The following is a 22,970-nucleotide window of genomic DNA, read 5'->3' on the forward strand; positions in this document are numbered from 1 at the left end:
GGGCGAATCCACCGATAGTGAACTCATCGGCTCGATCCGGAGCACTCACACGATGGAGTTGCCATGCGCAAGGTACTGAAGGTGATGGGCGGTCTGCTGCTGGCGTCTGGCGCCAGCCTGGCCCAGGCGGCAGAGGTGGACAGCGGTAACACGTTACGGTTGTACAACTGGACCGACTACATCGGCGAAACCACCCTGGCCGACTTCGAGAAGGCCACCGGCATCAAGGTCATCTACGACACCTTTGATGGCTACGAAACGGTACAGACCAAACTGCTCACCGGCCGTTCCGGCTACGATCTGGTCATGCTCAATGCCGCGCTGGTACCCCCGCTGATCAGCGCCGGCGTGTTCCAGGCACTGGACAAGCAGCAACTGCCTAGCTGGCAAAACCTCGATCAGCAGGTGGTCAACAACCTGCAGGGCTACGACCCTGGCCTGAAGTACTCGGCGCCCTATACCTGGGGCAGCTCGGGGGTAACCTACAACGTCGACAAGATCACCGCGCGCATGCCCGACGCGCCGATCGGTTCGCTGGCCATGCTGTTCGACCCCAAGATCGTCTCGCGCTTCGCCGACTGCGGCGTCACCCTGATGGACGCGCCCACCGAGGTCATTCCGCTGGCCCTGCAGTACCTGGGCAAGGACCCACGCAGCGCGTCGCCTGCCGACCTCAAGGCGGCCGAGCAACTGCTGCTGGGCATCCGCCCCTACATTCGCAAGTTCGATTCGGTGAATTACCTCACCAGCCTGCCCAACGGCGATGTCTGCCTGGCGCTGACCTGGTCCGGTGACTATGCCACCGCCCAGGCCCGCGCGGTGGAAGCGAAGAAGGACATCAAACTGTCGTTCTTCATCCCCCAGGAAGGTTCGCTGATCTGGTTCGACAACCTGTACATCCCCAAGGATGCGCCGCACGCGGCCAACGCGCACCGCTTCATCGAGTTCTTGTTGCAGCCGCAGACCATGGCCAAGGTCACCAACTACATCCACTACGCCAACAGCAACGCTGCCGCTACCGCGCTGGTGCGTGATGACATTCGCCAGGACCCGGCCATCTACCCCGACGCACCCACCCGCGAACGGCTGTTCGCACAGAAAACCCAGAGCCCGAAGGACATGCGCGCCATCACCCGGGTCTGGAGCACGGTCAAGACCGGTTTCTGAACACCGCCCAACGATTCCCGCCAAGGAGCTGCCCATGGCCACCCCAAGCAAAGCATTCGCCATTGCCCACGACCCGCTGGTGGACGCCGACAAGGCCCACTACATGCACGGCTACCATGTGTTCGACGAGCACCGCGAGCAAGGTGCATTGAACATCGTCGCCGGTGAGGGCGCCTACATTCGCGACACCCATGGCAACCGTTTCCTCGATGCCGTCGGCGGCATGTGGTGCACCAACATTGGCCTGGGCCGTGAGGAAATGGCCGTGGCCATCGCTGACCAGGTGCGCCAGCTGGCCTATTCCAACCCGTTCTCCGACATGGCCAACGACGTCGCCATCGAACTGTGCCAGAAGCTCGCGCAGCTGGCGCCGGGTGACTTGAACCATGTGTTCCTCACCACGGGCGGCTCGACCGCGGTCGATACGGCCTACCGGCTGATCCAGTACTACCAGAACTGCCGCGGCAAGCCGCACAAGAAGCACATCATCGCCCGTTACAACGCCTACCATGGCTCCACCACCCTGACCATGTCGATTGGCAACAAGGCCGCCGACCGGGTGCCGGAGTTCGATTACCACCACGACCTGATCCACCACGTCTCCAACCCCAACCCGTACCGCGCGCCAGACGACATGGACGAGGCGGAGTTCCTCGACTTTCTGGTAGCGGAGTTCGAGGACAAGATCCTTTCGCTGGGTGCCGACAACGTGGCGGCGTTCTTCGCCGAGCCGATCATGGGCTCGGGCGGGGTGATCATTCCGCCCGAGGGCTACTTCCAGCGCATGTGGCAGCTGTGCCAGACCTACGACATCCTGTTCGTCGCCGACGAAGTGGTGACCTCGTTCGGGCGTCTGGGCACCTTCTTCGCCAGCGAGGAACTGTTTGGCGTCACCCCAGACATCATCACCACCGCCAAAGGCCTGACCTCGGCGTACCTGCCGCTGGGCGCGTGTATTTTTTCCGAGCGCATCTGGCAAGTGATTGCCGAGCCAGGCAAGGGTCGTTGCTTTACCCACGGGTTTACCTACAGCGGCCACCCGGTGTGCTGCACGGCGGCGCTGAAGAACATCGAGATCATCGAGCGCGAGCAACTGCTCGATCATGTCAACGACGTGGGGGGTTACCTTGAGCAACGCTTGCAGAGCCTGCGCGATCTGCCGCTGGTGGGGGATGTGCGCTGCATGAAGCTGATGGCCTGTGTCGAGTTCGTCGCCAACAAGGCCAGCAAGGCACTGTTCGCCGATGAGGTGAACATCGGCGAGCGCATCCACAGCAAGGCGCAGGAAAAAGGCTTGCTGGTGCGTCCGATCATGCACCTGAACGTGATGTCGCCTCCGTTGATCATCACCCATGCACAGGTGGACGAGATCGTCGAGACCCTGCGCCAGTGCATCATCGAAACCGCGCGTGAACTCACGGCACTTGGCCTGTACCAAGGCCGATGAACCTGGCGCAAAGGGCTGTGCGCGGGCGTGCCTGGCAGGCTAGACTGCCGGGCATGACCCAGGCCTCCCCCGATACCCCGCTTACCCTCACAATGGGCGCGCTGCAGCAGTGGCACGCGGCGTTGCAACGCGCCCTGGCCCACGGCGAAACCCCCGAGGCGCTGGAGTATGTGGCCGCTGCCATCGGCCAGTTGGTGCAGGTGGAGTCGATGATGATCAGCCTTGAGTGCCAGGGGCGGGCGCCGCAGTTGCTGTACCAGCAAGGCATTCCCGAACGGCACCGGGCCGCCGTGCTGGAGCGCTATTTCAGTGCCGGCTACCTGCTGGACCCTTTCTGCCTTGCCGTGCAAAGCGGCCTGGCCGAAGGTTTCTACCACCTGCAGGAAATCGCCCCCGACAACTTCTTCGAAAGCGACTACTACAAGGCCTATTACCTGGGTACAGGTTGCAGTGAAGACAGCTACTACATCGTCGACCTCAGCCCAGGCCGCAAGCTGTCGCTGAGCCTGTTCCAAGGCTGCAGCGGCACGCGCCTGAATGCCGGGCAGGTCGACCTGTTGCGTGCGCTGGAGCCGATGGTGCGCGAACTGCTTGGGCGTTATGCCCGGCACAACCTGGAACCGGGCGCTGCATCAACCGAGCGTGGCAGCCTGCAGGCAGCGTTCGACAGCTTTGGCTGCCAGGTGCTGACCGACCGCGAGCGGGAAGTGGCGCACATGATCTTGCGCGGGCACTCGGTGAAATCTACCGCGCTGGAGCTGGGTATCTCGCCGGAGACCGTGCGCATGCACCGCAAGAACCTGTACATGAAACTTGAGATCAACTCGCAATCGGAGTTGTTTGCACGGTTTATCGACTGGTTACGCGGTGATCAGCTGGAAATCCTTAGCGTAACGCGGTGATCAATTTTCTATACCTCCCGGTATATGGACAGCCCTGCACCTTGCCGCATAGCTTAACCCTCGACGGGGCGCGCCATGCTCAAGCCATAACAACAACGATGCCCCGTTACATTTCAGTCCTGCCAACCCAAAACTCTAAAAATGAGGCGGCAAATGGAAAGCATCGGCACCTATGTCATCTACGTCATCATGGTGTGCGCGGTACTGGGTGCCCTGGCATCCATCTACAACCCCGAAGGCGAACTGGGCCAGGAGTTCATCGCCGGCCTGCACAGCATCGGCCCCATCTTTATCCCGGTAGCCGGCATCATGGCGGCGATCCCGTACATTTCAGCTGGTATCAGTCATGTGATCGCGCCACTGTTCCAGGCCATCGGGGCCGACCCTGGCATCGCCGGTCCCATCTTCATCGCCTCGGACATGGGCGGCTACCAGTTAGCCAAAGCGCTGGCGCAAAGCCAGGAAGGCTGGATCCTAGGCCTGATCACCGGCTTTCAGTGCGGCGCCACCATCATCTTCGTCATTCCGGTCGGGTTGGCCATGCTGCGCAAGGCCGACCACAAGTACATGGCACTGGGGATCATGGCCGGGCTGCTGACCATTCCGCTGAGCATCATGATCATTGCCATGACCATGCAGGCGCTTGGCCTGAGCGTGCGTCCGGACATCGCTACCACTGGCGCCGCTACCCAGGCACTGCACTTCACCTGGGCAATGCTGCTGCGCAACCTGATGCCGTTGATCCTGTTTTGCATTGCCCTGGCAGCAGCATTGCGCTACTTCCCCACACTGATGGTGTACCTGTTCCTCAAGCTCGGCCAGTTCATGTACATCGCCGTGGTTCTGGTGCTGGTAGCGTCCATCGTGCAGTACTTCACCGGCCTGTTCAGCCACCTGTTCGGCAGCTGGGGTTTTGCGCCGATCATCGCCGATGCCGATGATCAGTTTCGCGCCTTGGAAATTGCTGGCTACATCGGCCTGATGCTGTGCGGGGCGTTCCCCATGGTGCACTTGCTCAAGCGCTTCCTGGCGCGGCCAATCGAACGGGTTGCCTCGCGCTTTGGCATGTCTGGTGTCGGTGCGGCCGGGGTATTGGCGGCCTCGGCGAATATCCTGGCCATGTTTCGCTTGGTCAGCGAAATGCCGCCCAAGGACAAGGTATTGGTGATCGCTTTCTCTGTGTGCGCCGCGTTCACCTTTGGCGACCACATGGCCTTCTCCGCCAACTTCCAGCCCTCGCTGATACTGCCGTTGATGATAGGCAAACTCAGTGGCGGCCTGATCGCCATGCTGCTGGCCAGTTGGCTGGCGGTGCCCAAGGCGCAGGAGTTGGGGCGTCAGGACGCTGCCGCAGGTGTCTGCAAGGGGGTGGCCGAGCCGTCCTGAGCAAAAGCGTCATGCGCATAATCCGGAGCGTCCTGGGCGCTCCGGATTTTGTGTTTTTAACCGATCAAGGCGGTAAGGTCATGCAGGCCTTCGGTGCATGAGCGTGTGGTGAACAATGACAAAAGATGAGGCAAACGAGTTGGCAGCGGTGATCGAGGCGATCGGCAGCGAACAGCTGGGACCGGCGCTGGATGCGTGGCTGCGCAGCAAGCTGACGTTCGACATGAGTTGCGCCTACCTGTTCCAGTTCAATCAACCAGCACTGCTGGTGCATAACGGGTACAACCGTACGGTCACGGAGCGTACGTTGAACGCCTACGTGCGCGGCGGCTACCTGCTTGACCCGTTCTACGTTGCTTGCGTCAACGAGCACCCAGCCGGGCTATGGCGCATGAGCGAACTGGCACCTGACTGCTTCTTCTCTTCAGGGTTTGCCATTTCCAAGGACATCCACCCCTGCGTGTCGTCCGACTATGGGACGGCGGTGGATGAGGTGGGCTTCATCATTCCCCTTCGGCCCCGGTTGGCGATCGTCTATTCGCTGATGCGCAACCACGGCAGCGGGGATTTCGGTGCAGGAGAAATGGACCTGTTGGCTGCAATGTCGCCGCTGCTGGCTTCGGTTTTTGGTCAGCACTGTCGATTGCGTTACGCTGATATCCTGCGCGCAGCACCAGAGGGGGTGGTGCTGGAGGACGCCTTCGTAGAGATCTTGCAAGGGCAACTGACTGAAACGCAGCGCCTTATCGCCAAGTTGTTGTTACAGGGGCACAGCAATGCGTCGATTGCGCGGCAGCTGAATATTTCCGATGGGACGGTAAAGGTGCACAAGCACAACATCTATCAGCGCCTGGAAATTTCATCCAACGCCGAACTGTTTCGCCTGTTTATCGATTATCTGGCCAAGGGCTGATACAGCAAGGGGCTGCAAAGCAGCCCCTTGCTGTATCAGGTACAGGTCACCTGAACAGCGGACTCAGGTGCTCGCTGAGGTAGATCCCTTGCGGATCGAGCTGGCGGCGCAGCTTACGGAAGTCCTCGGCACGCGGGTATATTGCACTCACATCTTCACCCGTCAGGAAATGCAGCTTGCCCCAGTGCGGTCTGGCGCCATAGGAACGCAGGATCTGATCCACCGCCCGCAGATAGTCCCAGTAGTCGGTACCCGGCTGGCCGGACACTGAAATGGTCACGCTGTCCTGCTCGAAGAATGGGCTCATCCACGCCCCGTCACCGGCAGTAAAGCGGTACTCGATGGGGTAGATGGCCTTGGGGAAGTCCTCCAGCATCAGCTTGCGCACGGCCCGCAACGCTTCCTTGCTGTGGCGCAACGGCACAGCGTATTCCAGCTCGTGAAAGTTGGGCAGGTACTCGATCGGGTACACATCCGAGCTGTAGGCCACTTTCTCGAACTCGCTTTCCCAGATCGGGTGGCCGGTGATGTCCATGACCTTCACTTCGCAGACATCGGTGGTGCGCCCGCTTGTAGAGGTGGCGGCGGTATCGGGTAGGCAATAGCAATGCCGGCTTTGCTCGTAGGGGCACCAGAAGAAGCTGAAGTGGCGGTGTTTGCGTGCCAGTTCGTCGTGCTTTTCCATCACGCTTTCGAAGTCTTCGCGCCAGATGCGCTCGTGCAGGTTGAAGCTGTCGGTCACCTGCAAGGTCAGTTCGGAAACAATGCCCAGTACGCCCAGCGACACCCGACCCGCTTGTAGCAGGTCAGGGGTGCTTTCGTCGACCACGAGTATTTCGCCATTGGGTTGCACCAGCTTCATGCCGACAATCGACGAGGCCAGGTTGCCGAGGGTCAGACCGGTGCCGTGGGTACCGGTAGTCAATGCGCCTGCAATCGACTGGCTGTCGATGTCGCCCTGGTTGACCATTGATAACCCGGCGGCACGCAATGTCTTGCCCAAGGCATTGATGGTGGTGCCGGCGGCAGCGGTGACGCGCTTCCTCTCGTGGTCGATATGGCGTACGCCGCTCATGTTGGCCAGGGTCAGGTGCAGGCCATTGGTCAGTGCCACTGGGGTGAAGGAATGCCCCGAGCCGGCCACGCGCACGTTCATGCCATTGCTGCTGGCCTGGCTGACCATTGAGCACAGTTCGTCCTCGCTGGCCGGTGCCCCGCGTGCTGTACGGATGCAGGACTGGTTACCGGCCCAGTTGCGCCAGTGCGCGTGTTCAAGGCCGAATTCGTTGATATGCATGTTGTTGGAAGAGGTGCTCACATCGTTCTCCTGCCGGTTGTTCTTGTAATCAGAGGGCGGTGTAGCCATTGTCGGCAAACAGGTGCGCACCGTTTACGAAACTGGCGTCGTCACTGGCCAGGAACAAGGCTGCGCTGGCGACTTCCGAGGGTTGGCACAAGCGCCCCTGGGCGGCAGCGATGGCCTGTTCGCTGACGTCCACGCCATGTTTGCGCAACATATCGATCTCGCGCAGGCCGTGGGCGGTGGCGATGAAGCCCGGGCAGATGGCATTGGCGCGAATGCCTCGGTCGCGAAACTCCACAGCGATAGCCCGGGCGAACATATGGGTGGCACCCTTGCTGGTGCAATACAGCACCTCCATCGGCGTGCCCACCACTGCCGAGATGGATGAAGTGCAGACGATACTGCCGCCGCCGGCCGCGAGCATGCCCGGCAACACCGCGCCGGTGACCAGGAACATGCTCTTCACGTTCACGGCCATGATCCGGTCCCATTCTTCTTCACTGGTTTCCAGGAAGGGCATGGCCGACAGGATGCCCGCGTGGTTCATCAGCACGGTGATGTGGCCGAAGGCCTCTTCTACGGCCGCCACCGCGGCCTTCACTTGTTGTGCGTCCGAGACATCGGCGGCGGCGAAGATGGCCTGGTAACCTGCATCACGCAATCGCCTTGCAACTTCGGCGCCCTTGCTGCCGGGCAGGTCGACAATGCCTACCCTTGCCCCTTCTACCGCGAACAGCTCCGATGCGGCTAGCCCGCAGCCACCCGCACCGCCAGTGATCAGCGCCACCTTGCCGTTAAGACGTCCAGCCATGTTCGACTCCCGATGATTTTTGATTGACTGTCTTGAGCCCGGGCGTTTCGCGATTCGCGTGCCGGAGCATGAAACAGATCATCGGGAACATCCATATACCGATGGGTATACGGGGCACGCATAGGCAATGGGGCAGGGCTATAGAGTCCCTGTGGGGCCTGCCCGCGAAGCAGGAGAACCGGTGCATAGCACGGGCTTTGCCCGTGTTCGCCGGCGCGCCCGCTCCCCACAAGGTGCATGGTGTGTTCATATTGCCTGTTGCTCGATCAACGCCAGGCACCGCTTCACGATCGGGCTTACATCACCCTTGCGCCGGCTGAGGATGATGGGGCTGACGGCGCCGCTATCAAGCAGGCCGACATACTCGATATCGGGACGGTGCTGCTGCTGTACCGATGCTGGCACCAGGGTCACACCGACGCCAACCGCTACCAGGCCGATGGCGGTCTGCAGTTCGTTGGCCCACTGGCTGACACGAATGCTCATGCCGTGGTGGGCGAACAGCGCCAGCACGTGGTCGGCATAGCTGGGCCGGGGATTGGCCGGGTAGAGGATGAACGCTTCGCCAGCCAGCTGGGCCAGACTGAGCGGGCTGCCCGCCAGGGGGTGGCCCTTGGGCAGCACGGCCACCAGCGGGTCCTCGCACAGCACCTGCTGGTGAATCACCGGGTCGTCGATGCGAATGCGCCCGAAGCCAATGTCGATACGCCCGCTTTTCAGCGCCTCCACCTGTTGCAGTGTGGTCATCTCGTTCAGGCCCAGTTCCAGCTCGCTGTCCTGGCGAAGTTCGCGGATCAGCTCCGGCAGCACGGTGTACAGGGTAGAGGGCGCAAAACCGATGCCCAGCCACTGGCGCTGGCCCTGGCCGATGCGGCGGGTGTTGTCGCTGATGTTCTGCAACTGCTGCAGCACGGTGCAGGTCTGTTCGTAGAAGAAACGGCCGGCCTCGGTCAGCCGCAGCGGACGTTCGCGTACCACCAGCAGGGTGCCGAGCTGGTCCTCCAGTTGGCTGATCTGCCGGCTCAGTGGTGGCTGGGCGATGTGCAGCAGCTCGGCGGCGCGGGTGAAGTTCAAGGTCTCGGCCAAGACTTTGAAGTAACGCAGGTGGCGCAGCTCCATCAGACCTCCAGGGTATGGTGGGAGATTCATTTGATATTGGACGGTCGTCAGGGTCTCGCGCAATCCTTCAACAATCAAGTAAACGCATCACTCGGGCCTGCAACTGAAAGCCCGACCTGACGGGACCTGGCAACAATGACAAGCGCGCTGATTGAACACATAGAGGCAATTATCGTCGACCTGCCGACCATTCGCCCGCACAAGCTGGCGATGCACACCATGCAGCAGCAGACCCTGGTGGTATTGCGCCTGCGCTGCAGCGATGGCGTGGAAGGCATCGGCGAAGCCACCACCATCGGTGGTCTGGCTTATGGCTACGAAAGCCCCGAAGGCATCAAGGCCAATATCGACACGTACCTCGCCCCGGCGCTGATCGGCCTGCCAGCAGACAACATCAATGCCGCCATGCTCAAGCTGGACAAGCTGGCCAAGGGCAATACCTTCGCCAAGTCTGGCATCGAAAGCGCCTTGCTCGACGCCCACGGCAAACGCCTGGGTCTGCCGGTCAGCGAACTGCTGGGGGGCCGCGTGCGTGACAGCCTGGAGGTGGCCTGGACCCTGGCCAGCGGCGACACCGCCCGCGACATCGCCGAAGCACAGCACATGCTGGAAATTCGCCGGCACCGCGTGTTCAAGCTGAAAATCGGCGCCAACCCGGTGGCGCAGGACCTCAAGCATGTGATCGCGATCAAGCGCGAGCTGGGTGACAGCGCCAGCGTGCGGGTCGACGTCAATCAGTACTGGGACGAGTCCCAGGCCATCCGCGCCTGCCAGGTATTGGGCGACAATGGTATCGACCTGATCGAGCAGCCGATTTCGCGCATCAACCGCGGTGGCCAGGTGCGCCTGAACCAGCGCAGCCCGGCACCGATCATGGCCGATGAGTCGATCGAAAGCGTCGAGGACGCCTTCAGCCTGGCCGCCGACGGCGCCGCCAGCATCTTCGCCCTGAAAATCGCCAAGAATGGCGGCCCGCGCGCGGTGCTGCGCACTGCACAGATCGCCGAAGCTGCCGGCATCGCCTTGTACGGCGGCACCATGCTCGAAGGTTCGATCGGCACCCTGGCGTCGGCCCATGCATTCCTCACCCTGCGCCAGCTCACCTGGGGTACGGAGCTGTTCGGGCCGCTGCTGCTGACCGAGGAAATTGTCAACGAGCCGCCGCAGTACCGCGACTTCCAGCTGCACATCCCCTATACCCAAGGCCTTGGCCTGACTTTGGACGAACAGCGCCTGGCGCGTTTCGCCCGTCGCTGATCAGCAAGCAAGGAGATAACCATGTTGTTCCACGTAAAGATGACCGTGAAGCTGCCGGTCGACATGGACCCGGCCAAGGCCGCCCAGCTCAAGGCTGATGAAAAGGAACTGGCCCAGCGCCTGCAGCGTGAAGGCACCTGGCGCCACCTGTGGCGCATTGCCGGGCATTACGCCAACTACAGCGTGTTCGATGTGCCCAGCGTCGAGGCGTTGCATGACACATTGATGCAGCTGCCGCTGTTTCCGTACATGGACATCGAGGTCGACGGCCTGTGTCGGCATCCCTCGTCTATTCACAGCGACGATCGCTGATTCGCACCTGTATGCCTGACAAGAACAATACGAGGTAAGCACGATGACCGTGAAAATTTCCCACACTGCCGACATTCAAGCCTTCTTCAACCAGGTGGCTGGCCTGGACCATGCCGAAGGAAAACCGCGCTTCAAGCAGATCATTCTGCGCGTGCTGCAGGACACCGCTCGGCTGATCGAAGACCTGGAAATCACCGAGGACGAGTTCTGGCACGCCGTCGACTACCTCAACCGCCTGGGCGGCCGTAATGAGGCGGGCCTGCTGGCTGCTGGCCTGGGCATCGAGCACTTCCTCGACCTGCTGCAGGATGCCAAGGATGCCGAAGCCGGCCTTGGCGGCGGCACCCCGCGCACCATCGAAGGCCCGTTGTACGTTGCCGGGGCGCCGCTGGCCCAGGGCGAAGTGCGCATGGACGACGGCACTGACCCAGGCGTGGTGATGTTCCTTCAGGGCCAGGTGTTCGATGCCAACGGCAAGCCGTTGGCCGGTGCCACCGTCGACCTGTGGCACGCCAACACCCAGGGCACCTATTCGTACTTCGATTCGACCCAGTCCGAGTTCAACCTGCGCCGGCGTATCATCACCGATGCCGAGGGCCGTTACCGCGCGCGCTCGATCGTGCCATCGGGGTATGGCTGCGACCCGCAAGGCCCAACCCAGGAATGCCTGGACCTGCTTGGCCGCCACGGCCAGCGCCCGGCGCACGTGCACTTCTTCATCTCGGCTCCAGGGCACCGACACCTGACCACGCAGATCAACTTTGCAGGCGACAAGTACCTGTGGGACGACTTTGCCTATGCCACCCGTGACGGGCTGATCGGCGAACTGCGTTTTGTCGAGGATGCCGCGGCGGCGCGCGACCGCGGCGTGCAAGGCGAGCGCTTTGCCGAGCTGTCGTTCGACTTCCGCTTGCAGGGTGCCCAGTCGCCTGACGCCGAAGAGCGAAGCCATCGGCCGCGGGCGTTGCAGGAGGGCTGAGCCCGAGGTTGTGTCACTGTGATTTTGCCTGGGGCTTTCCGTGCGGGGAGGTCCCGGGCTTTTTGCTGCAAGGGCCTGGTGATCTAGAATCGTCCTTTTGCTCAGGCCCCACACCATGCTCCCCCTCGCGCTGCTGCCAACCACCATCGACCAGGCTCCACTGATCCGCAATCTCTACCAGTTCTATTGCTACGAGTCCTCCGACTGGGAGCAGGAAGACGTCGAGGCGGATGGCCGCTTCTACATCCACGAGCAGCACCTGCAACGTTACTGGCAGGACGACGGCTGGGGCGCGTTTCTGGTGCTGGCAGACGGGTTCATCGCCGGCTTCGTGCTGGTCGAGCGCAGCGAACTGCCTGGCATCGATGCGCAGGAGCTTGCCGACCTGTTCATCTTGAAGAAGTACCGTCGCCAGGGCATCGGCCAGGCGGTGGCGTTGCAGTTGCTGGGGGGCAAGGGCGACTGGCTGCTGCGCTGCTACGCACAGGATCTGGCCGCCGTGGCTTTCTGCAATGCAGTGCTGGCGAGCCTGCCGCGGCCGGCGCAGGCTATCGCTTTGGGGGATGAGCCGGACTTGCTCAATTTTCTGGTGACTGGCACCCGCCATTGAGGGGGCGTGCGCTTTCGTTCGGCCTGATAACGAGAAGCGCCATTTTTGTGAGTTGCTTCACAAAATTTTCATTGGCAGCATAATGCCATTATCGCTTTCCAAGACCCGGCCGCCGCTTGCCGGGGTCCCTTTTCATGCGTTTCGAAAGTTCAGGTAAAGTTCATGTCGCTCGCAGCAAACCCCGACATCATGTACCGGCTATTGATCCAGAGCGTGGTGGATTATGCCATCTACCTGCTTACCCCTGAAGGTATCGTCGCCAACTGGAACCCCGGGGCCCAGCGCGCCAAGGGGTACCATGCCGAAGAAATCGTCGGCCAGCACTACTCTGTGTTCTACACCGATGCCGAGCGCGCAGCCGGGTTGCCGACATTTAACCTGGAGCAGGCGCGCAGCACCGGACGCTTTGAAGAAACGGGCGCACGCCTGCGCAAGGACGGTACGGCCTTCCACGCCCATGTGGTCATCGAAGCGGTGTACGACGATGCCGGGCAACTGGTGGGTTTCGCCAAGGTCACCCGCGACATTTCCGAACGCCACCGCCAGGAGCTCGAACTGCTGCAGGCCAAAGAGCTGGCCGAGCAGTACAGCCAGGAGATGGCCAAGCTGTCGCAGTTCCTCGATTCGGTCATTGCCAACATTCCCGCGAGCGTCATCGTCCAGGACCTGGAAAGCCAGCGCATCCTGTTGGCCAACCAGCAGGCCGAACGCCTGTTCGGTGGGCCGCAGCGCAGCATGATCGGCCAGTTGCCCAAGGAATGCCTGGCACCGGCTGCCGGTGACTACCTGGAGCAGCAATTCGTGCGTGGTGCCCGCAGTACCAAGGGGCACGCCGCCGAAACCCGCGTGGAAACTGCCCGTGGTCCACGCACCCTGCGCAGCCGTACCCTGCTCAGCCAGAGCCGCGAGGGGCAGGCCGATTACGTGTTGTTCGTGGCTGAAGACGCCACCGAAGAGCTGGCCGCCCATGCGCAGATCCACCACATGGCGCACCATGACGCGCTCACCGGGCTGCCCAACCGCACGCTGTTCCACGAACGGCTACGCCAGGCCCTGTTGCGCGGCAGCGAAAACGCCAAGCTGACCGCTGCCCTGTGCCTGGATCTGGACAACTTCAAAAACATCAACGACTCCCTTGGCCATGCTTTCGGTGACAAGCTGCTACGCGAGTTGGGCAAGCGTCTGCGCCGCGAACTGCGTGAGCACGACACCTTGGCCCGCCTGGGTGGCGATGAGTTTGCCGTGGTGCTGACGGGCCTGGAGGGGCGGGATGCCGCATGTAATACCGCGCAACGCCTGATCAAGGCCATCAGCCCGCCGTTCCAGATCGAAGGGCATCAGTTCGCGGTGGGGGTGAGTATCGGCATCGCCATCGCGCCTGATGACAATGACCAGGCAGAGCAGCTGTTGGGCTATGCCGACATGGCGCTGTACCAAGCCAAGCGTAACGGCCGTAATCGTTATGAATGCTTCGATGTCGAACTGGACGTTGCCGCCCGCCAGCGCCGTCTGATGGAAACCGACCTGCGCACAGCGCTGCACCTGGGGCAGTTGCAGCTGCACTACCAGCCGGTAGTCGATCATCAGACCAGCAGCGTTACCGGTTATGAGGCGCTGCTGCGCTGGGAACACCCGACCCGTGGCATGGTCATGCCGATGGATTTCATCCCCATTGCAGAAGAAACCGGGTTGATCCACGAGCTGGGCAACCGTGCGCTGAATCTGGCCTGCCAGGAGGCGGCAAGCTGGGACGGTGAGCAGACGGTGTCGGTCAACCTGTCGGCGGTGCAGTTCAAGAACGGCGATCTGGTGCATACCGTCGCCCTCGCGCTGGCCGACTCTGGCCTGCCGCCGCAGCGACTGGAGCTGGAAATTACCGAATCGGTGCTGCTGGGCAACAGCGAGGAAAACGTGCGCACCTTACGCGCCCTGAAAGACCTGGGCGTGTCCATTTCACTGGATGACTTTGGTACGGGCTACTCATCGCTGGGCTACCTGCGCTCGTTCCCCTTCGACCGGATCAAGATCGACAAGTCGTTCGTGCATGACATGTGCGACAGCCGCGAGGCCATGTCGATCATTCGCGCCATTACCGAGCTGTCCAACAGCCTGATGATCAAGACCACGGCCGAAGGCGTGGAGTCGGAGGAGCAGATGCGCCGGCTCGCGGCGGAAGGCTGTTCGCACTTCCAGGGCTACTTTTACGGGCGGCCGGCACCGGCGAGCGAGCGGTTGAAGCAGGTCATCACGCAAGAATAGTGACTTGCGCGGCGGCCTCAGCTGTTCCAGTCCGGCGCAAACGGCGGGCTGACCACGCGCTGGTCTTTCGGCAGCCCGGCAATGGCTGCGCGGTCTTCGTCATCCAGCTGCACGGTCAATGCGGCCAGGTTGGCCAGCTGGTTTTCGCGGCTGCTGGCTTTGGGGATCGCCGCCACGCCGTCCTGATCCAGCAGCCATTTCAGCGCTACCTGGCTGGGCAGCACGCCATGCTTGCGGGCAATCGCCTGGATCACCGGCTGCGCCGCTGCCTGGCCGCGTGCCAGCGGGGTATAGGCGGTGAGCAACAAATCATGGCTGCGGGCGAAGTCGAGTAGCGGTTGCTGGCTGAGCAGAACATGGTATTCCACCTGAATCGCCGACAACGGCGCGCCCAGGGTTTCCACCACCTGGCGCAATAACCCCAATGGGAAGTTGGCCACGCCGATGTGGCGCGCCTTGCCTTCGTCACGCAGGGCTACCAGGGTGTCGATGCTGCGGGCCAGGTCCCAGTCTGTGCCTGGCCAGTGGATGTGGAACAGGTCAACCTGTTCGGTACCCAGCGCGCGCAGGCTGTCTTCCAGCGACTGACGCATGGCTTTGGGCTCCAGACGGTCCCACCAGACCTTGGTGGTCAGGTGAATCTGCTCGCGTGGCACGTCGCTGTCGCGCAGTGCCTGGCCAACGGCCGCTTCGTTTTCGTAGGCGGTGGCGGTGTCGATGTGTCGGTAACCCACGTCCAGTGCCTGGCGCACGGCCTGGGTGCATTCACTGCCGGTCATTGGCCAGGTGCCCAGGCCGATGGCGGGCAGGTCCAGGCCGGTGCGGGTGGTGAGCCTTTGCATGTAAATTCCTTGTAGGGTGCAGGGGTCGGTCGATGGTCAGCGATCAACCGTGCACGGGCCATGCATGCCAGGTGGAAAGTGGTCGATCAGCGAACAGAAATTGCACTTGGCCGGGGCAAGCGGCAAATGAACTTCCTTATTCTGCGGCATCTCTTCTAGAATCCCAGCTGTTACATCCGCCGGGCAATGCCTGCGCATCCTTCCCCGGGCGCGGCTTGCTGCCGCGCCGTCATCGAGAGAGCCATGAGTTCCAGCACACCGCTGTCCGGCGTCAACCAACCCCTGCGCGGCATCGCGTTGGTGGTGGTGGCGACGTTCCTGTTCGCCAGCCACGATGCCTTGTCCAAATTCCTGGGTGGCCTGTACCCGATAGTCATGGTGGTGTGGGCGCGTTATGTGGTGCACACGTTGCTGATGGCCGGCATCTTCCTGCCCAAGTCTGGGCTCAACGTGTTGCGCACCCGCCGGCCGGTATTGCAGACCTTGCGGGCCCTGAGCCTGCTGAGCACCAGCCTGCTGTTCACGACCGGCTTGCAGTACCTGCCACTGGCGGAGGCCACGGCCGTCAACTTCCTTGCCCCGGTGCTGGTCACCGCGCTGTCGGCGCCGCTGCTGAAAGAGCGAGTGACAGTGGGGCAGTGGGTGGCGGTGGTGATGGGCTTTATTGGCGTGCTGGTAGTGGTGCACCCGGGTGGGGCGATGTTTACCCCGGCCATTCTGTATCCGTTCGGTTCGGCATTGGGCTTCTGCTTCTATCAGTTGCTGACGCGCATTCTGGCGGCGCATGACAGCCCGACCACCAGCAACTTCTATGCAGGGTTGTGCAACACCTTGGCGATGAGTGCGCTGGTGCCGTTCTTCTGGGAAGTGCCGCGCTGGGACCATGCTCTGTTGATGCTGGCACTGGGCGGCTTTGGCATGACTGCGCACCTGCTGTTGACCCAGGCCTTCCGCCATGCAGCGCCAGCGTTGCTGGCGCCGTTCAGTTATTGCCAGATCGTGTTTGCCGGGTTGCTCGGCTTCGTGGTGTACAGCCAGGTGCCGGATACCCTGAGCCTGGTGGGGATTTTGGTGATCTGCCTCAGCGGGCTCGGTGCAGCGTGGATGCAGCGCGGCAAATAGCAGCCGCGTGCTTCAGGCTGTACGACCGTTAGGCGCAGCGTTGCGCTGCGAAGAGGGCATCACTGCGTGGCCATGAACTGCAGGATGCGGTCGCGCAGCCAGCGCTCGGCGGGGTCGTTGTCCTGGGCGCCGCTCCAGACCATCGACAGCTCGGCCTCGGTGATGTCGAACGGCGCCGGGTCGGCGCGCAGGCTGCCGTCGTCGGCGAGGGCACAAGCGGCATAGTCCGGCACGGTGGCGATCAGCTCGGTGTTGCGCAGCAGGGCACGCAGGCTACCGAACTGCGGCACCGCCAGCACCACCTTGCGGCAACGACCGATGCGTGCCAGGTCGAGGTCGATGTTGCCGCTCATGTCACCGGAGAACGACACCATCACATGCGGGCGGGCGCAGTATTCGTCGAGGGTCAGCGGCCCCGGGCGGTCGTCGGCGCGCAGCACCCGTACGCCGATGTCGCGTAGTTTGCGGCGTTTGGCGGTGGCCGGCAGGTCGGTGGTATAGCTCACGCCTACCGAGATCTCGCCGCTGGCCAGCAGGCCGGGCATCAGCAGAAAGTTGGCCCGCCGCACTACCACGCTGATCTCCGGGGCCTCTTCGCGCAGGGCCTGCAGCAGGGCCGGAAACAGGCCGAACTCGGCATCGTCAGAAAGCCCCAGGCGGAACACGTTGCAGCTGTTGGCCGGGTCGAACTCGCGCGCGCGACTGATGGCGGCGGAAATCACGTCCATGGCCGGGCCAAGTTCGGCAAAGATCTGCAGGGCCCGTGGGGTGGGTTCCATGGCCCGGCCGTTGCGAATCAGCAGTGGGTCGTCGAACAGCTCGCGCAGGCGGGCGAGGGCGGCGCTGACGGTGGATTGGGTGATAAACAGCTTTTCGCCGACGCGGGTCAGGTTGCGTTCGATCATCAGGGCTTCGAACAGCACCAGCAGGTTCATGTCGACGCGGCGCAGGTCGTTGCGGTTCATGAGGGCTCGGCGTCCGGGGCAAAGGGTATGGCTGTGTATTTAAGCAGGGTGCCGGGCCTTGTGCCTTGTATGGATGTGCCGGCCTGGTCGCGGGCTTGATCGCGATGCGGCCGATACAGGCCAGTGCCTGACAGAGCCAGCCTATCAGGCTCCAACAGCCACTCTATTAGAACTCTGCCCAAGCTCGACTAGTCTTTCCCGTGGCCCCGCGAATTCCGCGACCGGGCAGCGCGTCAGCACCTGTGTGCAAGACCGTGGCCCCCCGGCGTGACAGCTTCGCAAGCCCCGTGTACACCTGATGAGGGGTAGTACGAGCCCACCCGCTCGGCTGAAAGAACACTGGCATAGACCGGAAATCTGGATAACCGACCCAAAGGTACCCGCAGATGTCGAACGAATCGAAATGCCCGTTCCATCAAACCGCAGGTGGCGGCACCACCAACCGTGACTGGTGGCCTGACCAGCTCAACCTGAGAATTCTTCACCAGCATTCCTCCAAGTCCAGCCCCGACCCGGACTTCGACTATGCCAAGGCGTTCAAGAGCCTCGACTTCCAGGCCCTGAAGAAAGACCTGACCGCCCTGATGACCGACTCGCAGGACTGGTGGCCGGCCGATTTCGGCCACTACGGCCCGCTGTTCATCCGCATGGCCTGGCACAGCGCCGGCACCTACCGCATTGGTGACGGCCGTGGGGGGGCGGGCTCTGGCCAGCAACGTTTCGCCCCGCTCAACAGCTGGCCGGACAACGTCAGCCTGGACAAGGCCCGGCGCCTGCTGTGGCCGATCAAGCAGAAGTACGGCAACAAGATTTCCTGGGCCGACCTGATCGTACTCACCGGTAATGTTGCCCTCGAGTCCATGGGCTTCAAGACCTTCGGCTTTTCCGGCGGGCGTGCCGATGTGTGGGAGCCGGACGAAGACGTGTACTGGGGCTCGGAAAAGGAGTGGCTGGGCGGCGATACCCGTTATGGCAAGGATCAGGCCAAGGCGCAGGCGCCAGGGCAGGGTGACCTGGTGGCCGAGCCGGCCAAGCATGGCGAAGAGCAGAATCGCAACCTGTCAGCCGAGCGTAACCTGGAAAACCCGTTGGCCGCCGTGCAGATGGGCCTGATCTACGTGAACCCGGAAGGCCCGGAAGGTAACCCGGACCCGGTGGCCTCAGGCAAGGACATCCGTGAAACCTTTGGCCGCATGGCCATGAACGATGAAGAAACCGTGGCCTTGATCGCCGGTGGCCACGCGTTCGGCAAGACCCACGGTGCCGGCCCCGCCGACAACGTCGGCCCCGAGCCGGAAGCGGCAGGCCTGGAGATGCAGGGCCTGGGCTGGCATAACACGTTTGGCTCCGGCAAAGGCGGGGATACCATCACCAGTGGCCTGGAAGTGACCTGGACCTCCACCCCGACCCGGTGGAGCAACGAATACCTGAATAACCTGTTCGACTTTGAGTGGGAGCTGACCAAAAGCCCGGCTGGCGCGCACCAGTGGCGGCCGAAAGACGGCAAAGGCGCAGGCACGGTGCCAGATGCACACGATCCCGGTAAAAAGCACGCACCGTCCATGTTGACCTCCGACCTGGCATTGCGTTTCGACCCCATTTACGAGCCAATCGCTCGCCGCTTCAAAGAAAACCCTGACCAGCTGGCGGATGCTTTTGCCCGTGCATGGTACAAGCTGATCCACCGCGACATGGGCCCGCTGGCGCGCTACCTGGGCCCGGAAATGCCCAATGAAGAGTTGCTGTGGCAAGACCCGCTACCCAAAGCCGACCCAGCCACGATCAGCGAGCAAGACATCGCGACCCTCAAGTCCAGGATCCTGGCCTCGGGTTTGAGCGTGGGCGAACTGGTCTCCACCGCCTGGGCATCCGCGTCGACCTTCCGCGGCTCCGACAAGCGCGGTGGTGCCAACGGCGCGCGTTTGCGCTTGGCCCCACAGAAGGACTGGGCTGCAAACCAGGGCGTGGACAAGGTGCTGGCGGTGTTGGAGAAGATCCAGGCCGAGTTCAACAACAGCGGCAAGAAGGTTTCCCTGGCTGACCTGATCGTGCTGGCCGGTACCGCGGCAGTCGAAAAAGCTGCCAAGGATGCCGGTTACAGCGGCAGCGTAGGATTCCGCCCGGGGCGGGTCGATGCGTCTCAGGAGCAGACCGACGTCGAGTCGTTCGCCGTGCTGGAGCCGCTGGCAGATGGCTTCCGCAACTTCACCAAGGCACGTTACAGCGTCAAGGCCGAGAAACTGTTGCTGGACAAGGCACAGTTGCTGACCCTGACCGCGCCGGAGCTGACCGTGCTGATCGGCGGCCTGCGCGTGCTCGGTGCCAACCATGGTGGCAGCAACCTCGGCGTGTTCACCGACAAGCCGGGAACGCTGAGCAACGACTTCTTCCGCAACTTGCTGGACATGAGCGTGGAGTGGAAACCCACCTCGGCGGACAACGAGACCTTTGAAGGGCGCGACCGCAAGACCGGGCAGGTGAAGTGGAGCGGTAGCCGGGTCGATCTGGTGTTCGGTTCGCATGCCCAGTTGCGGGCGTTGAGCGAGGTGTATGGCAGCAGTGATGGGGGTGACAAGTTTGTCCGGGACTTTGTGGCCGCCTGGCAGAAGGTCATGGAACTGGACCGCTTTGATTTGAAATAGCGTTGCCTGGCGGGGGGCGCTTAGCGCCCCTCCTTGGCCACTGGTTATTCCGCCAATTCCAGGTCGGATAGATACAAAAGTGTCCTCGTCGGTTCTGTTGCAATGCTTCTCAGGCGGCCGGCCTGAACAGCGTGCTCACAACGACAAGGAACCCCGACCATGCAAATGCCCAAGACCCTGAAAATCCGCAATGGCGACAAGGTACAACCAACCTTCTCCGCTCAGGAATACGCTGCTCGCCACGCCCGGCTGCGGGCCTATATGGCCGAGCAGGACATCGAGGCGGCAATCTTCACCTCGTATCACAACGTCAACTATTACAGCGATTTCCTCTACTGCTCGTTCGGCCGCCCTTATGCGCTGGTGATTACCCAGGACAAGGTAGTCTCGATCAGCGCCAACATCGACGGCGGGCAACCCTGGCGGCGCACGGTCGGCACTGACAACATCGTCTACACCGACTGGCAGCGCGACAACTACTTTGTCGCCATCCAGCAGGCGTTGCCGCTGGCCTCGCGCATTGGCGTGGAGTACGACCACCTGAACCTGCAGAACCACGGCAAATTCGCCGCCTGCTACCCCAAGGCCGAGCTGGTGGACATCGCTGCGCCGTGCATGCGTATGCGCATGATCAAGTCGGCCGAGGAGCAGGCGCTTATCCGTCACGGTGCGCAGGTGGCCGACATCGGCGGGGCGGCAGTGGTCGAGGCCCTGCGTGAGCATGTGCCCGAGTACGAGGTGGCACTGCATGCCACCCAGGCGATGGTGCGCGAAATTGCCAAACGCTTCCCCGACGCCGAGCTGATGGACACCTGGACCTGGTTCCAGTCCGGGCTCAATACCGATGGCGCGCACAACCCGGTCACCAGCCGCCGTGTGGGCAAGGGCGAGATCCTCAGCCTCAACTGTTTCCCCATGATCGCCGGTTATTACACTGCGCTGGAGCGCACCCTGTTCCTTGACCACTGCCCGGACGAGTACCTGCGCCTGTGGCAGGCCAACGTCGAAGTGCACGAAGCCGGGCTGCAACTGGTGCGCCCGGGCATGCGCTGCAGCGATATCGCCCGCGAACTGAACGAGATTTTCCTGCGTCACGACCTGCTGCAGTACCGCACCTTCGGCTATGGCCATTCGTTCGGCACGCTCAGCCATTACTACGGCCGCGAGGCGGGGCTGGAGCTGCGCGAGGACATCGATACCGTGCTGGAGCCGGGCATGGTGGTGTCGATCGAGCCGATGATCATGCTGCCTGAAGGGCGACCGGGGGCTGGCGGTTATCGCGAGCATGACATCCTGATCGTCAACGACAGCGGCGCCGAGAACATCACCAAGTTCCCGTATGGGCCGGAGCACAACATCATTCGCAAATAAGCATCGGCGTCGGCTGCTTCGCGGGCAAGCCCGCTCCTGTGGGGATTTCACCGTTTTCGCAGGCGCGGGTTTACTCGCGAAGAGGCCGGCCCAGACAACAACAAGATCCCCGTATGACCACCAGACCCTGCCTCCAATTAAAAGAATCAGAGGGTACCCGTCATGTCCAGCACCACCCTTGACCCGTCCGCTATTGCCGGCCCCGCACACAACGCCGAACGTCAGGCGCTGCGCAAGGCCGCCCGGGCCAGCTTCATGGGCAACTTCGTCGAGTGGTTCGACTACGCCGCCTACGGCTATCTGGCCACCATCATCGCCGCCACGTTCTTCCCGCAAACTGACAAGACCACCGGTTTGCTGGCCACCTTCGCGGTATTCGCCCTGTCGTTCCTGGTGCGCCCGCTGGGTGGCATCGTCTGGGGCCATTTTGGCGACCGACACGGTCGGCGCAACGCGCTGTCATGGTCGATCCTGATCATGTCGGTATCCACCTTCTGCATCGGCTTGTTGCCGGGCTATGCGCAGATCGGGCTGTGGGCGCCGGCCTTGCTGTTGCTGATCCGCCTGGTACAGGGGTTTTCTGCCTCGGGTGAGTACGCCGGGGCCGCTGCGTTCCTGGCCGAGTACGCGCCGCCTGGGCGGCGTGGCTTGTACACCAGCATCGTGCCGGCCAGCACGGCAGCGGGGTTGTTGTTCGGTGCGGCGTTCGTTGCGGTGCTGCATGAGCTGCTCAGCAGTGAAGCCCTGCATGAGTGGGGCTGGCGCCTGCCGTTCCTGCTGGCGGCGCCGTTCGGCCTGGTAGGGCGCTATATCCGCATGAGCCTGCAGGACACGCCCAAGTTCCTGGAGATGGAGCAGCGCCTGGAAACCAAGGCCGGCATGGCCACGACGCCGCTGCGCGAACTGCTGGGCCAGCACCGGCGCAGCCTGGCGATCGGCATAGGTGTCACCTGCCTGAATGCGGTTGCGTTCTACCTGTTGCTCAGTTACATGCCGACCTACCTGTCCAGTGAAATGGGCATGAGCGAGCGGGATTCGTTCATCGCCTCGACGGTGTCGCTGGCCACCTATATCGGCTTGATCTTCCTGATGGGACGGTTGTCCGACCAGTTTGGTCGCAAGACCATGCTGGTGGTGGCCTCGCTGTTGTTCCTGGGGTTGACCGTGCCGTTGTTCCGCCTGCTTGATGGGCAACCGCTGCTGGTGATTCTGGCCATCCAGATTCTTTTCGGTGCGATGCTGGCGATGAACGACGGGACCTTGCCGTGCCTGCTGGCCGAAATCTTTCCGACCCGGGTGCGCTTCAGCGGGTTTGCCCTGAGCTTCAATGTGGCCAACTCGCTGTTTGGCGGGACAGCGCCGTTCATTGCCACCTGGCTGATTCAGGTGACGGGCAGCAAGCTGGCCCCGGCAGGCTACTTGCTGGCGGCAGCACTGGTGGCGCTGGTGGCCATGCTGATGTGTCGGGAGACGGCGCACGCGGCCCTTGAAGATTAGTTGACCTGCACTGGCCCCTTCGCGGGCAAGCCCGCTCCTACAACGGCCTGTGTCGGACCACCGATG

At 62.5% G+C, this 22,970-nt stretch carries 19 protein-coding genes; 14 read left to right on the forward strand and 5 right to left on the reverse strand.

Going from position 1 to position 22,970, the window contains the following annotated elements; all coding sequences use genetic code 11:
• Positions 1–63 precede the first annotated feature (63 nt).
• The 5 genes from AC3B5Q_RS10790 (at position 64) to AC3B5Q_RS10810 (ending at position 5,815) form a co-directional block, all read left to right on the forward strand.
• The gene (locus tag AC3B5Q_RS10790; protein ID WP_021782058.1) at positions 64–1,167 is read left to right on the forward strand and encodes a polyamine ABC transporter substrate-binding protein; all 1,104 of its coding nucleotides are present in this window, start codon (positions 64–66) and stop codon (positions 1,165–1,167) included.
• 34 nt (positions 1,168–1,201) lie between these two features.
• A complete protein-coding gene (locus AC3B5Q_RS10795; protein WP_103444251.1) occupies positions 1,202–2,614 on the forward strand; it encodes an aminotransferase in 1,413 nt (470 codons plus the stop codon).
• Between the two features lie 53 nt (positions 2,615–2,667).
• Complete coding sequence (locus AC3B5Q_RS10800) at positions 2,668–3,516, forward strand: helix-turn-helix domain-containing protein (protein WP_103444838.1); 849 nt, start codon at positions 2,668–2,670, stop codon at positions 3,514–3,516.
• Between the two features lie 153 nt (positions 3,517–3,669).
• Entirely contained in the window at positions 3,670–4,902 is a 1,233-nt protein-coding gene (eutH, locus tag AC3B5Q_RS10805) for an ethanolamine utilization protein EutH (protein ID WP_103444252.1), read from the forward strand.
• A 115-nt stretch (positions 4,903–5,017) separates the two neighbouring features.
• Positions 5,018–5,815 carry a helix-turn-helix domain-containing protein gene (locus tag AC3B5Q_RS10810; protein ID WP_064493064.1) on the forward strand — a complete coding sequence of 266 codons (798 nt, stop codon included), beginning with the start codon at positions 5,018–5,020 and terminating at the stop codon, positions 5,813–5,815.
• A 46-nt stretch (positions 5,816–5,861) separates the two neighbouring features.
• On the opposite strand, the gene AC3B5Q_RS10815 is transcribed toward AC3B5Q_RS10810, so the two are convergent.
• The 3 genes from AC3B5Q_RS10815 to catR form a co-directional block, all read right to left on the reverse strand.
• Positions 5,862–7,133, reverse strand: coding sequence for a D-arabinono-1,4-lactone oxidase (locus tag AC3B5Q_RS10815; RefSeq protein WP_017148266.1), 1,272 nt, complete (start codon positions 7,131–7,133; stop codon positions 5,862–5,864).
• Positions 7,134–7,161: 28 nt separating this feature from the next.
• Positions 7,162–7,929, reverse strand: coding sequence for an SDR family NAD(P)-dependent oxidoreductase (locus tag AC3B5Q_RS10820; protein WP_103444253.1), 768 nt, complete (start codon positions 7,927–7,929; stop codon positions 7,162–7,164).
• Positions 7,930–8,175: 246 nt separating this feature from the next.
• Complete coding sequence (gene catR, locus AC3B5Q_RS10825) at positions 8,176–9,048, reverse strand: HTH-type transcriptional regulator CatR (RefSeq protein WP_003256113.1); 873 nt, start codon at positions 9,046–9,048, stop codon at positions 8,176–8,178.
• Positions 9,049–9,183: 135 nt separating this feature from the next.
• On the opposite strand from catR, the gene AC3B5Q_RS10830 reads away from it, so the two are divergent.
• The 5 genes from AC3B5Q_RS10830 to AC3B5Q_RS10850 all read left to right on the forward strand — a co-directional run bounded on the left by AC3B5Q_RS10830 (position 9,184) and on the right by AC3B5Q_RS10850 (position 14,465).
• Positions 9,184–10,305 carry a muconate cycloisomerase family protein gene (locus tag AC3B5Q_RS10830; protein ID WP_101195975.1) on the forward strand — a complete coding sequence of 374 codons (1,122 nt, stop codon included), beginning with the start codon at positions 9,184–9,186 and terminating at the stop codon, positions 10,303–10,305.
• Positions 10,306–10,326: 21 nt separating this feature from the next.
• The gene (gene catC, locus AC3B5Q_RS10835) at positions 10,327–10,617 is read left to right on the forward strand and encodes a muconolactone Delta-isomerase (RefSeq protein WP_003256111.1); all 291 of its coding nucleotides are present in this window, start codon (positions 10,327–10,329) and stop codon (positions 10,615–10,617) included.
• Positions 10,618–10,660: 43 nt separating this feature from the next.
• Positions 10,661–11,596, forward strand: a complete 936-nt coding sequence (gene catA, locus AC3B5Q_RS10840; protein WP_021782052.1) for a catechol 1,2-dioxygenase — start codon at positions 10,661–10,663, stop codon at positions 11,594–11,596.
• A gap of 115 nt (positions 11,597–11,711) precedes the next feature.
• Positions 11,712–12,206 carry a GNAT family N-acetyltransferase gene (locus tag AC3B5Q_RS10845; RefSeq protein WP_021782051.1) on the forward strand — a complete coding sequence of 165 codons (495 nt, stop codon included), beginning with the start codon at positions 11,712–11,714 and terminating at the stop codon, positions 12,204–12,206.
• A gap of 162 nt (positions 12,207–12,368) precedes the next feature.
• The gene (locus AC3B5Q_RS10850; RefSeq protein ID WP_021782050.1) at positions 12,369–14,465 is read left to right on the forward strand and encodes a putative bifunctional diguanylate cyclase/phosphodiesterase; all 2,097 of its coding nucleotides are present in this window, start codon (positions 12,369–12,371) and stop codon (positions 14,463–14,465) included.
• 17 nt (positions 14,466–14,482) lie between these two features.
• Here the strand turns inward: AC3B5Q_RS10850 and AC3B5Q_RS10855 are convergent, their stop codons facing one another.
• Complete coding sequence (locus AC3B5Q_RS10855; RefSeq protein WP_021782049.1) at positions 14,483–15,307, reverse strand: aldo/keto reductase; 825 nt, start codon at positions 15,305–15,307, stop codon at positions 14,483–14,485.
• A 243-nt stretch (positions 15,308–15,550) separates the two neighbouring features.
• Between AC3B5Q_RS10855 and AC3B5Q_RS10860 the strand changes: the two genes are divergently transcribed.
• Positions 15,551–16,429, forward strand: a complete 879-nt coding sequence (locus AC3B5Q_RS10860; RefSeq protein ID WP_010954509.1) for a DMT family transporter — start codon at positions 15,551–15,553, stop codon at positions 16,427–16,429.
• A 59-nt stretch (positions 16,430–16,488) separates the two neighbouring features.
• Here AC3B5Q_RS10860 and AC3B5Q_RS10865 read toward each other — a convergent pair whose 3' ends face one another.
• Complete coding sequence (locus AC3B5Q_RS10865; RefSeq protein WP_021782048.1) at positions 16,489–17,394, reverse strand: LysR family transcriptional regulator; 906 nt, start codon at positions 17,392–17,394, stop codon at positions 16,489–16,491.
• A gap of 386 nt (positions 17,395–17,780) precedes the next feature.
• Here AC3B5Q_RS10865 and katG point away from each other — a divergent pair, with 386 nt between their 5' ends.
• The 3 genes from katG (at position 17,781) to AC3B5Q_RS10880 (ending at position 22,904) form a co-directional block, all read left to right on the forward strand.
• Positions 17,781–20,036, forward strand: a complete 2,256-nt coding sequence (katG, locus tag AC3B5Q_RS10870; RefSeq protein WP_021782047.1) for a catalase/peroxidase HPI — start codon at positions 17,781–17,783, stop codon at positions 20,034–20,036.
• 159 nt (positions 20,037–20,195) lie between these two features.
• Positions 20,196–21,407 carry a creatinase gene (gene creA, locus AC3B5Q_RS10875; RefSeq protein ID WP_021782046.1) on the forward strand — a complete coding sequence of 404 codons (1,212 nt, stop codon included), beginning with the start codon at positions 20,196–20,198 and terminating at the stop codon, positions 21,405–21,407.
• 162 nt (positions 21,408–21,569) lie between these two features.
• On the forward strand, positions 21,570–22,904 hold the full coding sequence (locus tag AC3B5Q_RS10880) for an MFS transporter (RefSeq protein WP_103462361.1): 1,335 nt from the start codon (positions 21,570–21,572) through the stop codon (positions 22,902–22,904).
• Positions 22,905–22,970 lie beyond the last annotated feature (66 nt).

It is taken from the genome of Pseudomonas sp. D5(2026) (assembly GCF_057766845.1).